Here is a 12,577-nt window from a genome sequence, read left to right as displayed (position 1 = left end):
ATGCGGCTTTTCAACGTACCGCGCTGACCCCGTCCAGGGTCGAGAACGAAGTGTCCTTGGCGGTCAGCAGGAAGTCGCGCATATAGGGCGCATCCAGCATGTCGGCACGGATCGCCGCGTACAGCGTGGCGAACAGGCCTTTTTCCCCCAGGCGCTTGGCCTTCACATAACCCCGTGAGCTGTATTCATGCAGCGCCCAGTGAGGCATGCCGCACACACCACGGCCGCTGGCCACCAGCTGCATCATCATCACCGTCAGTTCCGAGGTACGGACCTGGGCAGGCTCGATGTCGGCCGGTTCCAGGAAGCGGGTGAAGATATCCAGGCGGTCGCGCTCCACCGGGTAGGTGATCAGGGTTTCGCTGAGCAGGTCTTCCGGAACGATGTAGGGCTTGCTGGCCAGGCGGTGCTGGTTGGCCACCGCCAGCATGGCTTCGTAGGTGAACAGCGGCACGTAGGTGATGCCCGCCAGTTCCACCGGGTCGGAGGTCACCACCAGGTCCAGGTCGCCGCGGGCCAGGGCCGGCAGCGGGGCGAAGGAGAAACCCGAGGCCAGGTCCAGCTCGACTTCCGGCCAGGCATCGCGGAACTGGTCGATGGTCGGCATCAGCCACTGGAAGCAGCTGTGGCATTCGATGGCCATGTGCAGGCGGCCCGCGGTGCCGCCGGCCAGGCGGGAAATGTCCCGCTCGGCGGCGCGCAGCAACGGCAGGGTGGCGTCCGCCAGTTGCAGCAGGCGCAGGCCGGCGCTGGTGAAGCGCACCGGCTTGGTCTTGCGCACGAACAGCGGCATGCCCATGCGCTCTTCCAGTTCCTTGAACTGGTGGGACAGGGCGGACTGGGTCAGGTGCAGGCGTTCGGCGGCTTCGACCAGGCTGTCGGCTTCGCGCAGGGCGTGCAGGGTCTTCAGGTGACGGATTTCGAGCACCAGGGTCTCCATGAGTAAATTTTGTGATCAACACGAAAAGGTTGAGTTTGTCTCATGTTGGCTTGGCTGTCGACAATAGCGCCATCTTTTACCGGGAGGAACCCACCCATGGCCTTGGCCCACACCCTTGGTTTTCCGCGCATCGGCGCCGACCGCGAACTGAAAAAAGCCCTCGAAGCCTACTGGAAGGGCGACCTCGACCGGCAGGCGCTGCAAGACGTCGGACGCCAGCTGCGGGCCAGGCACTGGCAGCTGCAAAAGGACGCCGGCATCGACCTGCTGCCGGTGGGCGACTTCGCCTGGTACGACCAGGTGCTGACTCACTCGCTGGCCTTCGGCGTGGTTCCCGAGCGCTTCGACAGCAGCAAGGACGCCCAGGGCCGGCCGACCCTCGACACCCTGTTCGCCATGGCCCGCGGTGCCTCGGCTGGCTGCTGTGGCGGCGATCAGGCCAAGACCCAGTACGCCCAGGAACTGACCAAGTGGTTCGACACCAACTACCACTACCTGGTCCCGGAATTCAGCGCCGACCAGTCGTTCAAGCTGAGCTGGGAGCAGCTGTTCGACGAGGTCGACGAAGCCCACGCCCTGGGTCATCGGGCCAAGCCGGTGATCATCGGTCCGCTGACCTACCTGTGGCTGGGCAAGGCCAAGGGCAATGACTTCGACAAGCTCGAGCTGCTGGAGCGCCTGCTGCCGGTCTACGGTGAAATCCTCAACCGCCTCAAGGCCCAGGGCGTGGAGTGGGTGCAGATCGACGAACCGATCCTGACCCTCGACCTGCCGCAGGCATGGAAGGGCGCCTTCGAGCGGGCCTACCACATCCTCCAGTACTCGCCGCTGAAAAAGCTGGTGGCCACCTATTTCAGCGGCCTGCAGGACAACCTCGGGCTGGCCGTCGGCCTGCCGGTGGACGGCCTGCACATCGACGCCGTGCGGGCACCGGAACAACTGACCCAGGTGCTCGATCGCCTGCCGACCTACAAGATTCTTTCCGTGGGCCTGGTCAACGGCCGTAACGTCTGGCGTTGCGAGCTGGAGCAGGCGCTGCAGCAGCTGCAAGCGGCGCAGGAGCGTTTTGGCGACAACCTGTGGGTCAGCAGTTCCTGCTCGCTGCTGCACAGCCCGGTGGACCTGGCCCGGGAAGACCAGCTGGATGCCGAGTTGAAAAGCTGGCTGGCCTTCGCCGTGCAGAAATGCGGCGAAATCTCGGTGCTGCGTGACGCCCTGAACGATCCCCAGGCCCCGGCGGTGCAGGCGGCCCTGGCCGCAAGCCGCCAGGTGCAGGCCAGCCGCGCGCAATCGCCGCGCATTCACAAGGCCGAGGTCCAGGCGCGGCTCAAGGCGGTCAGCGCCGCCGACAGCCAGCGTCACTCGCCCTTTGCCCAACGCATTGCCCAGCAGCACGCCCGCTTGAAGCTGCCGGTGTTCCCGACCACCACCATCGGTTCGTTCCCGCAGACCGCGTCGATCCGCCTGGCGCGCCAGGCATTCAAGCAGGGCAAGCTGTCGAACAACGATTACACCGACGCCATGCGCTGCGAAATCCGCCACGCGGTGCAGGTCCAGGAACGCCTGGGGCTGGACGTGCTGGTGCATGGCGAGGCCGAGCGCAACGACATGGTCGAGTACTTCGCCGAGCAACTGGACGGCTACCTGTTCACCCGCTTCGGCTGGGTCCAGAGCTACGGTTCGCGCTGCGTGAAACCGGCGGTGATCTACGGCGACCTGAGCCGCCCGCAGGCCATGACGGTGGACTGGATCAGCTACGCCCAGAGCCTGACCGACAAGGTGATGAAGGGCATGCTCACCGGACCGGTGACCATGCTGATGTGGTCCTTCCCCCGCGAGGACGTGTCCCGCGAGGTGCAGGCCCGGCAACTGGCGCTGGCGCTGCGCGATGAGGTGGTGGACCTGGAGAAGGCCGGGATCAAGATCGTGCAGATCGACGAAGCGGCATTCCGCGAGGGCCTGCCGCTGCGCCGGGCGGACTGGCAGCCGTACCTGGACTGGGCGGTGGAAGCCTTCCGCCTGACCGCCTCTGGGGTGCGCGACGACACCCAGATCCACACCCACATGTGCTACAGCGAGTTCAACGACGTGATCCAGGCCATCGCGGCCATGGATGCCGACGTGATCACCATCGAGACGTCGCGTTCGGACATGGAGCTGCTGGAGGCGTTCGAGGCCTTCGACTACCCGAACGACATCGGCCCGGGGGTGTACGACATCCACTCGCCGCGGGTGCCGGACACCGCCGAGATGGTCAAACTGATGAGCAAGGCGGCCCGGCGCATCCCCGCCGAACGTTTGTGGGTCAACCCCGACTGCGGCCTGAAGACCCGCGCCTGGCCGGAAACCGAAGCCGCCCTGGTCAACATGGTCGCCGCCGCCCGTCAGTTGCGTAACCAGCAGGCCTGATCCCGGCCAACGCCAATCCCTGTAGGAGCGCAGCTTGCGCGCGATGAGCCGACAGGCGCCGCGCTGCTTCAGGAACACCGCGTCATCGTTCACGACCATCGCGAGCAAGCTTCGCTCCTACAGTGGGCCGGGGCACGATGCTGAGGGCTTTTGTAGCCGCTGCCGCAGGCTGCGATAAGGCCGAAGGCCTTCAGCGGGTTCAAGATCGCTGCGTCCCTTCGGGCCGATCGCAGCCTTCGGCAGCGGCTACAGGGTTTTATGACCGCTGGGCAATCTTCATCAAACTGTCACGTAACTGTGGCAGCGCGCTCGATCAAAGTTCATCAGACTCGCGCTCTACTGGGCTTCTGCGTTTCGGTGTTTCTTCATGTGGGCAAGATTTTTTTCAACGACTGTTTTCCTGGCCGCGCTGCTGCTCGGCCTGCCGTCTCAGGCGGCGTCTCGCTGTGATGTCAACGTACCGACCCAAAGGGTCGAACTGGAGCAGGTGAGCCTGGCCTACCAGAGCATCGGCCGTGCCTCCGATCCGGCGCTGCTGCTGGTGATGGGCCTGGGCGGGCAGTTGATCCACTGGCCGGACGAAGTGGTCGTTGCCCTGTGCCAGCAGGGGTTCCGGGTGATCCGTTACGACAACCGCGACGTCGGCCTGTCCACCTGGCGCCAGGCGCCGGCCAACGCCAACCTGACGTTCGAGGTGCTGCGCTACAAGCTCGGCCTGCCGGTGGCCGCGCCCTATAGCCTGACCGACATGGCCGACGACGCCCTGGGCCTGATGAATGCCCTGCAGGTCGAGCAGTTCCATGTCCTGGGCGCGAGCATGGGCGGGATGATCGCCCAGCACCTGGCGGCCATGGCGCCGCAACGGGTCGAGAGCCTGACCCTGATCATGACCAGCTCCGGCGCCGAAGGCCTGCCGGCGCCCAACGCGGCGCTGGTGCAACTGTTGTCGCGGCGCGGCGCGCCGAACCGTGAGGTGGCGCTGGAGCAGCAGGCCGACCTGCTGGCCGCCCTTGGCAGCCCGCAGGTCACCGACGATCGGCAAGCGCTGCTGCACCAGGCGGCGGAAGCCTATGACCGTGCCTTCAACCCGGAAGGGGTGAAGCGCCAGATCATGGCGATCCTCGCCGAACCGAGCCGGGTGGCCCTGCTCAACCAGCTGCGCGTGCCGACCCTGGTGGTGCATGGCACCGCCGATCCGCTGCTGCCGGTGATGCACGGCGTACACTTGGCCGCGCATATCCAGGGCAGCCAATTGAAGCTGATCCCGGGCCTGGCCCATCGTTTCCAGGAAGCCTTCAAGGCGCCGTTGCTGGCGGCGGTGCTGCCCTACCTGCAAAGCCATCGCGAAGACACCTCGCACTGGGCGCAGATCGATCCGCTGCCCGCGCCGAACCTGCTCTGACCTAGGCTTGCGTAGGAGCCAGGCTTGCCGGCGATTGGGGCAACGCGGTGTGTCTGATGCACCGCTATCGCGGGCAAGCCTCGCTCCTACAAGTCCGTGGCGGCCTTCTTCTGTAGGAGCCCGGCTTGCCGGCGATTGGGGCTATGCGGTGTGTCTGAGGTACCGCTATCGCGGGCAAGCCTCGCTCCTACAGGTCCGTGGTGGCCTTGGCTTCTGTAGGAGCCAGGCTTGCCGGCGATTGGGGCAATGTGGTGTGTCTGAGGTACCGCTATCGCGGGCAAGCCTCGCTCCTACAGGTCCGTGGTGGCCTTGGCTCTAGGGGATGGGCGTGTATCAGCGGACGATCTTGTCGACCTGGATCCCGAGTTTTTTCAGGCGGTACCAGAAGCTGCGTTCGGAAATGCCGATCAACTGCGCGGCGGCGGCCTGCACGCCGTTGCTCTGTTGCAGGGCGGCGAGGATGTAGGCTTTCTCCACTTCGGCCAGGGCCGCGTCCAGGTCGCTGGGCACGCTGAGGCTGTCGCCGGGCAGGGCGCTGGCCCCGGCGTTCAGCGGCGGTGAGCTGAACAGATAACCCGGCAGGTCGCTTTCCTCGATCACCGCGCCCGCGGCGACGATGGTCGCGCGTTCGACGCAGTTCTGCAGTTCGCGGATATTCCCCGGCCAGGCGTAATTGGCCATGGCCTGCAAGGCCTGGGGGCTGAAGCCGGTGATGCGTTTGCCGGCGGTGGCGCCCAGGGTGTGGGCGAAGTGCCGGGCCAGGGGCGCGATATCCTCGACCCGCTCGCGCAGGGCGGGCAGCGGGATCGGAAAGACATTGAGGCGGTAATACAGGTCTTCGCGAAACTCCTTGTTGGCCACCGCCTCCAGCAGGTTCTTGTTGGTGGCGGCGATCACCCGCACGTCGACCTTGCGCTCGCGCGGGTCGCCCACCGGTTCGATCACCCGCTCCTGCAAGGCGCGCAGGATCTTCGCCTGCAGGGCCAGCGGCATGTCGCCGACCTCATCGAGAAACAGCGTGCCCTTGTCCGCCTGCTGAAAGCGCCCAACCCGGTCCGCCACGGCGCCGGTGAAGGCGCCCTTGCGATGGCCGAACATTTCGCTTTCCAGCAGGCCTTCGGGGATCGCCGCGCAGTTGACCGCGACAAAGGGTTTGTTGGCGCGGTTGCCGTGCTGGTGGATGGCCCGGGCGACCATCTCCTTGCCGGTGCCGCTTTCGCCGGTCAGCAGGATGGTGGCGTTGCTTTCGCGCACCGAGTCCACCGCTTGCAGGACCCGGCGGAAGGTCGGGCTGTCGCCCACCAGGCTGTCGATCTGCCGGTGCTCGTCGAGCTCGGCGCGCATGCGCTGGTTGTCCTTGAGGATGTCGCGAAACTGCAGGGCCTTGCTGACGGTGATGTCCAGCTCGTCGATGTCGAAGGGCTTGGCGATGTAGTCGTAGGCGCCGTTGCGCATCGACTGCACGGCGTTTTTCACCGTGCTGTAGGCGGTCATGACGATCACCGGGATCTGCGGGTAGCGCTGCTTGACCTCGGCCAGCAGCTGCGGGCCGTCCATGCCGGGCATGCGCCAGTCGCTGATCACCAGGTCGATCTCTTCCTGTTCCAGCACCTTGAGCGCGTGCAGGCCATTGCCGGCGGTGAACACCTGGATACCGTCCTGGCTCAGCGCCGAGGACAGCAGGTCGCAGAGTTTGGGCTCGTCGTCGACCACCAGCAGGTTATGCGTCATGGCTGGGCCTTTTGCTCATTTTCATCATCCTCTTCGTCATCCTCACCCTTGGCCGGAATGTACAGGCTGAAGGTGGCGCCGGCATCTATTTCGCTGCTGCATTCGATGTGCCCGTCATGGTTTTCCATGATCGAGAACACCTTGGCCAGGCCCAGCCCGGTGCCCGAGGCCTTGGTGGTGACGAAGGGGGTGAAGATGCGTTCGAGCATGTCCGGCTCGATGCCCTGGCCGGTGTCGGTGACCCGCAGGATGGTGTGCTCGGCGTCCTGGGCGATGCCCAGGGTCAGGCGCCCGCCCGCGGGCATGGCGTCGATGGCGTTGAGGATCAGGTTCAGGCAGGCCTGCTTGAGCTGGCGCGCGTCGGCGTAGAGGGTCGCGCCCGGCGCCTGGTCGTCGATCTGCGCGTCGATCTTGTGGCTGGCCAGTTCCGGCTCGCAGAAGCCGATCAGCTCCTCCACCAGCGGCCGCGCCAGCAGGGTCGAGCGGATCGGCGCGCTGGGCTTGGCGAAGTCGAGGAAGTCGGTGATCAGGTCGTTGATCCGGCTGACTTCGCTGATCACGTATTCCAGGTGACGCTTGTCGCCTTCGGGCAGATCCGCACGGCGGTGCAGCAGTTGGGTGGCGGTCTTGATGATGCCCAGGGGGTTGCGGATCTCGTGGGCCAGGCCCATGGCCACTTCGCCCAGGGCGTGCAGGCGGTCGCGACGGCGCAACTGGGCTTCCAGGTGCTGCAGTTCGCCCAGGCGTTCGCTCATGTGGTTGAAGGTGCTGCTCAACTCCGCCAGCTCGTCGCCGCCAATCACCGGCACCCGTTGCCGGTAGTCACCGGCGATCACCGCCTGGACCCCCTTGGACAAACCGCGCAGGGGCATGGTCAGTCGTTTCGACACCAGCCAGCCGACGGCCAGCGACGCCGCCGAGCTGAGCAGGAAGATCAGGATGAACAGGTTGCTCTGGTTGACCAGCCCCACCAGGCTGCTGTGGCGCAGCAGGCCGCTGAAAATCACCCCCACCAGTTCGCCGCTGTCGTTGAAGATCGGCCGGTACAGCCCACTGTAGCGGCTGGTGAACTGCTCCGTGGGCTGGCGGGTATCGCGCAGGATGTTCTCGATCTTTTCCGGCACCTGGGTCGGGTGGTCCTCGAAACGCTGGGTGGCGAAGATCTCGGCGAAGTCGTTGGCCTTGGCCAGGTACAGGCGCAGGTCGAGGGAGTGCACGTCGGCCACGCTGGTGAGGAAGCTGGCGTCCAGGTAGGTGGCGATCAGCAACTGGTAGTCGATGTCGTCGAGGGTGGTCTGGAAGGTCGAGACCACCGCGCCGGTGGCCACGCCGCCGACCTGCAGGGTCTGCAGCACGGCGTTATGGGCCAGGCTGATCTGCCCGACGATATCGTCGGCGGCGGTGCTGAACACCACCTGGTGGTCGCGCTTGCGGATCAGCGCCACCACATCGATGCCCATGGAGTCGGCGATGTCGGCGGTGAGCTTGTCGTGCCTGGCCGCGTTGCGGTCGGTGGGCGGCCTGGCATAACGCAGGAACAGCTGGGCGATGCGCGCGTTGTCGCGCAGGGTCTCGGTGATTTCGTCCTCGACGATCTTGGTCGATTCCTGCAGCCAGATGCGCACGTTGCTGTCGAAGATCTGCGACAGGGTGGTGGCCGCCAGCTCGGCGGCGATCATCGTGGGGATCACGCTGACCATCCAGAACGCCAGCACCAGCTTGCGCTGCAGGCTCCAGCGGGAGATGGCGAAAGGGCGAGGGGTGCGGCGGTCTTTTCTGGTCATGAACTTTCGCTTAGTGCAGCGGCCATGGCGGGGTCGGTGCGATCCGGCCGGAGAACATATTTCAGCCCTTTGAGCAGGGTGTCGAGCAGCGGGTTGCGATGCTGGAAGAACAGGCTGTTGCCGCTGAAGCTGCAACCCAGGCGCAGCTTGCTGGCATAACCGGCCTGGCCGCATTCGTAGAGCGCGATCCGGTGCTGGATACAGTAGTCGACATTGGCCATCCAACTGCGCAAATACAGGTTGTGCTCACGGCTGATCTCCAGGTCGTGGGCGAAGAATTTGTCGATCAACCGGTGCTCGTCCAGCAGCACCAGGTTGAAGGCCACCAGTTGTTGGTCGACCCAGTACAGCACGCAGGCGGCACGCTCTCCCAAGTGCTGGAGGATACCGGTGAAGTAGGGCGCGGGTAAGCGTTCGAATTGCAGGTCGCTGCGCCGCAGGGTGGCTTCATACAGGCGCATGACCTGGGGCAGGACGTCGTCGATGTTGCGTCGCCATTCGATCCGCGGCCCGGGCGCACGCAACTTGCGGCGCAGGTCCTTGCGCGTGGATTTGCCCAGGGTGCCGAGGTAGGCATCCTGCGAGCCGAAGGGCACCGGCAGCAGGGCGCTGGGCAGGCTGGGCATGGCTTGCAGGCCGAATGCCTGGCAGCTGGCGGCCCATTGCCGGTCCTGGCTGGCGGCATCCTTGACCGCCAGCAGGCCGATGCCCTGGGCGTCGGCGTCGCGCCGGGCCAGGTGCAGCAGTTGCCCGAGCAGGGCCTGGCGGCGCACCGCGGGGATATGGCTGGCGGTGCCGGCGTGGCACTGTTCGGCCACCGGCGAACCGATGGCGTACAGCGGCAGTTGCAGCAACCCCGGCCACCAGCGTTGCAGGCGTTCGCTCAGGCGCTTGGCCGGGCCCGAGACGGTGGTGTCCAGGCGATAACGGGTGATGAAGGCCGGGGCGGCGGCCACCAGCTTCTCGTCTTCGAACACCGCCAGGTAGCGCCAGGTGAAGTCCTCGATGCCGGCGTCCTGTACTGCCAGGTAATAGTCCCAATTCTCCAGGGCACCGGGAAAACAATCGTTCCAGGCGCTGCGGTCGATGGCCTGGATGCTCGAAAAGACTTGGCTGGTGATCACGTGCGGTCCTTGAATCAGGCGAACTGGCGCTGGTCGTCATACACCGCGGGCCGCGGGCCCGCCTGGCGTTCGATGAAGTCCGCGCTCAACTCCACCACCCGGCGGTACTGCAGGTCGACGGTGATCATGTGGTAGCAGTTGTCGAGCAGCACCTTGACCACCGGGCCGCCGAGCTTGCGCTCGACATAGTCGGCGTTCCAGCGGCTGGTGATATCGTCCTCGATGGAGTGCAACACCAGGGCCGGGGTGGTGATCGACGGCATGCGTTTTTTCACCACAGCGTTCATCCGGTGCAACTCGCGCACGGTCACCCCTTCCATGGTCAGCAGGCCGGCACTGCTGCTTTCGCCGGCCTTCATCTGTCGCTCGACCACCGCCCGCAGGCGCTTGTTCTTGATGCCGTACGGCGGCTTCTCCTCGAAGCTGCAGATGTGCACGCCGAACGGAATCTTCATCAGCAGCGGGGTGAGGAACGCCAGCTTGTTGATGCTCCAGCCGTCGTACTTGAGGGTGGTCGAATACATCAGCAGGCCGCTGACCTGCCCCGGGTGTTCCGAGGCCAGGTACATGGACATGACGGCGCCCATCGATAGGCCGCCGACGAACACCTGCCGGTGACGCTGACGGATGCCGACGAAGGTCCGGCGCACGCCCTCGTACCAGTCCTGCCAGCCGGTGGCCTGCAGGTCGGCGTTGTTGCCGCAATGCCCGGCCAGGGTCGGCACGTACACCGTGCACCCGGCCTGGGCCAGGCCGACGGCCACCCGACGCAGTTCCGTCGGGGTGCCGGTGAGGCCGTGGATCAACAACACCGCGACCTCGCCATTGCCGAGGATGAAGCCGGCGTCGCCCTGGCCCAGGTCGATGCCGGCACCCGGATCGATCTGCACTGTCATCGTTTCATGGCCCGGTCCAGCAGACGGTCGAGCAGGGCGATGCCGAGGTCGATCTCCGCGTAGCTGATTTCCAGCGAGGGGGCCAGGGTGATGACGTTCTTGTAGTAGCCGCCGACATCGAGAATCAGCCCCAGGCGCTGGCCATTGATCTCGATGTCGCCCTTCATGCCTTCCTCGACCATGTAGTCCAGGGTCGCCTTGTCCGGGGTGAAGCCGTCGCTGGTGCAGATCTCGCAGCGCAGCGCCAGGCCCAGGCCGTCGACGTCGCCGATGATCGGGTAGCGCTTTTGCAGGTCCTGCAGGCCGGCCAGGAAGTACTTGCCCTTCTCCATGACCATCGCGCCGTAGTCGATCTCGCTGGTCATCTTGAACATTTCCAGGCCCACCGCGGTGCCCAGCGGGTTGGAGGCGAAGGTGGAGTGGGTCGAACCCGGCGGGAACACCTTGGGGTTGATCAGCTCTTCGCGGGCCCAGATGCCGCCCAGGGGGTTGAGGCCGTTGGTCAGGGCCTTGCCGAAGACGATCACGTCCGGCTTGACGTCGAAGTGCTCGATCGACCACAGCTTGCCGGTGCGGTAGAAGCCCATCTGGATCTCGTCGACCACCATCAGGATGCCGTGCTGGTCGAGCACGTGCTTGAGCTCGCTGTAGAAGTTCATCGGCGGGATCACGTAGCCGCCGGTGCCCTGGATCGGCTCGACGTAGAAGGCGGCGTATTCGCTCTGGCCGACTTTCGGGTCCCACACTCCGTTGTATTCAGTCTCGAACAGCCGGGCGAACTGCTGCACGCAGTGGCTGCCGTACTCTTCCTTGGTCATGCCCTTGGGGCCGCGGAAGTGGTAGGGGAAGGGAATGAAGTTGGCGCGCTCGCCGAAGTGGCCGTAGCGGCGACGGTAGCGGTAGCTGGAGGTGATCGACGAAGCGCCGAGGGTACGGCCGTGGTAGCCGCCTTCGAAGGCGAACATCAGGCTCTTGCCATGGGTGGCGTTGCGCACGACTTTCAGCGAGTCCTCGATGGACTGCGAGCCGCCGACGTTGAAGTGCACGCGGCCGTCGAGGCCGAATTTCTTCTTGGCATCCACCGCGATCATTTCCGAGAGCTCGATCTTGCCCTTGTGCAGGTACTGGCTGGCGATCTGCGGCAGGGTGTCGATCTGTTGCTTGAGGGCATTGTTCAGGCGCGGGTTGGCATAACCGAAGTTCACCGCCGAGTACCACATCTGCAGGTCGAGGTAGGCCTGGTCGCTGGTGTCCCAGACGTAGGAGCCTTCGCAGCGGCTGAAAATCCGTGGCGGCTCGATGTAGTGGACGGTGTCGCCGTAGGAGCAGTACTTGGCTTCTTTTTCCAGAAGCACCTGGTCTTCTGCGGTTGCGATACGAATGTCAGACATGGTGGAAGAGTTCCTGAGTGGGGACGCAATGTTCGGTGGTGTTGTCGAGGGCGAAGGCGCCGGCATTGGCCGCTTCGTTGGGCAACAGGGCCAGCAGTGCCGGCAGTTCGGCGAAGGAATCGAAGGTCGCGTGGGGGATGGCGTTGCGTTGGCAGTACTCGGCCAGGCGGCCCTTGGCGAACACGAAGTCGGCGCTGGCGGCCACGCACATGTCGGACTGGCCGTCGCCGATCACCAGCACCCGCTTGCCCTTGGGCGTGGATTTGCATTTGCAGTTGCCGGATGCGGCGCGGCAGGCGTCGCTGGCGTGCGGGAAGTCGATGCGCCAGCTGTTCTGGTCGACCTGGCGCAGGCGGTTGGCGAGGATCGGCAGCAGGCTCACGTAGTGGCGCGCGAGGATCCGCGCGATGCCTTGCTCGATGCCGTCGCTGACCACTTCCAGGGAAGCGCCCAGGCCGATCACGTGATCGACGAAGTCGGGAAAGTCGGGATCGATCTCGACGCTGTCGAAACAGGCCAGCAGTTCGGCGGGCGAGGCCTTGACCAGCGCCAGTTGGCGGCTGAGGCATTCCCGGGAGCCGATATGGCCGTCCAGCCATTGTTGCTCGATGTCTTCCCAGCTCGGGTCGGCGAAGCGTTGGAGGACGTTGTCGATCACGTCGGTGCGGGTGATGGTCCCGTCGAAGTCACACACGATATGCCAGTGCATCATCTGCAGTTACCTGTTGGAGAGGAGCGCACTTTGCGCATGCCAGGCACTGGAGCAGGGACTGTGCCAACTGCCTTCGGCCCAGGCGGGCCGGGCTCTGCACGGGGAAAAGGCGTTTGGTGGGGTGGCTGGAGCTACAAATTTTGTAGCTCGCTACAAACAACATCAGTGCTTGCAGGGAGGGGGCGGGG

Annotated in this window: 9 protein-coding genes; 2 read left to right on the top strand and 7 right to left on the bottom strand. The window is 65.2% G+C overall.

The features are described 5' to 3' along the window. Window positions 1–10: 10 nt before the first annotated feature. Complete coding sequence (gene metR, locus PVZ78_RS18055) at window positions 11–928, bottom strand: transcriptional regulator MetR (RefSeq protein WP_009050584.1); 918 nt, start codon at window positions 926–928, stop codon at window positions 11–13. Window positions 929–1,036: 108 nt separating this feature from the next. Here metR and metE point away from each other — a divergent pair, with 108 nt between their 5' ends. Both metE and PVZ78_RS18045 read left to right on the top strand, forming a co-directional pair. After that, on the top strand, window positions 1,037–3,349 hold the full coding sequence (metE, locus tag PVZ78_RS18050; RefSeq protein ID WP_273829019.1) for a 5-methyltetrahydropteroyltriglutamate--homocysteine S-methyltransferase: 2,313 nt from the start codon (window positions 1,037–1,039) through the stop codon (window positions 3,347–3,349). A gap of 367 nt (window positions 3,350–3,716) precedes the next feature. Further along, complete coding sequence (locus tag PVZ78_RS18045; RefSeq protein WP_009050582.1) at window positions 3,717–4,751, top strand: alpha/beta fold hydrolase; 1,035 nt, start codon at window positions 3,717–3,719, stop codon at window positions 4,749–4,751. A gap of 333 nt (window positions 4,752–5,084) precedes the next feature. On the opposite strand, the gene PVZ78_RS18040 is transcribed toward PVZ78_RS18045, so the two are convergent. Genes PVZ78_RS18040 through PVZ78_RS18015 form a run of 6 tightly spaced genes read right to left on the bottom strand, consistent with a single transcriptional unit; the run spans window position 5,085 to window position 12,389 of the window. Beyond that, entirely contained in the window at window positions 5,085–6,482 is a 1,398-nt protein-coding gene (locus PVZ78_RS18040; protein WP_009050581.1) for a sigma-54-dependent transcriptional regulator, read from the bottom strand. Continuing rightward, on the bottom strand, window positions 6,479–8,266 hold the full coding sequence (locus PVZ78_RS18035) for a sensor histidine kinase (RefSeq protein ID WP_273829018.1): 1,788 nt from the start codon (window positions 8,264–8,266) through the stop codon (window positions 6,479–6,481). Before PVZ78_RS18035 ends, PVZ78_RS18040 begins: the two co-directional genes overlap by 4 nt. Continuing rightward, complete coding sequence (locus tag PVZ78_RS18030; protein ID WP_103331147.1) at window positions 8,263–9,390, bottom strand: GNAT family N-acetyltransferase; 1,128 nt, start codon at window positions 9,388–9,390, stop codon at window positions 8,263–8,265. Before PVZ78_RS18030 ends, PVZ78_RS18035 begins: the two co-directional genes overlap by 4 nt. A 14-nt stretch (window positions 9,391–9,404) precedes the next feature. Further along, window positions 9,405–10,286, bottom strand: a complete 882-nt coding sequence (locus PVZ78_RS18025) for an alpha/beta hydrolase (protein WP_038634822.1) — start codon at window positions 10,284–10,286, stop codon at window positions 9,405–9,407. Beyond that, window positions 10,283–11,677 (bottom strand): aspartate aminotransferase family protein, encoded by a 1,395-nt coding sequence (locus tag PVZ78_RS18020; RefSeq protein WP_038634819.1) that lies wholly within the window; start codon window positions 11,675–11,677, stop codon window positions 10,283–10,285. The genes PVZ78_RS18025 and PVZ78_RS18020 overlap by 4 nt, the downstream gene beginning before the upstream one ends. Continuing rightward, window positions 11,670–12,389 carry an MtnX-like HAD-IB family phosphatase gene (locus PVZ78_RS18015; protein WP_009050576.1) on the bottom strand — a complete coding sequence of 240 codons (720 nt, stop codon included), beginning with the start codon at window positions 12,387–12,389 and terminating at the stop codon, window positions 11,670–11,672. The genes PVZ78_RS18020 and PVZ78_RS18015 overlap by 8 nt, the downstream gene beginning before the upstream one ends. Between the last annotated feature and the right edge of the window lie 188 nt (window positions 12,390–12,577).

Source organism: Pseudomonas sp. SBT1-2, assembly GCF_028640875.1.
Taxonomy (GTDB): domain Bacteria; phylum Pseudomonadota; class Gammaproteobacteria; order Pseudomonadales; family Pseudomonadaceae; genus Aquipseudomonas; species Aquipseudomonas chlororaphis_I.
The sequence above is the reverse complement of the archived record's forward strand: the minus strand, read 5'-3'. Positions and strand labels throughout refer to the sequence as shown.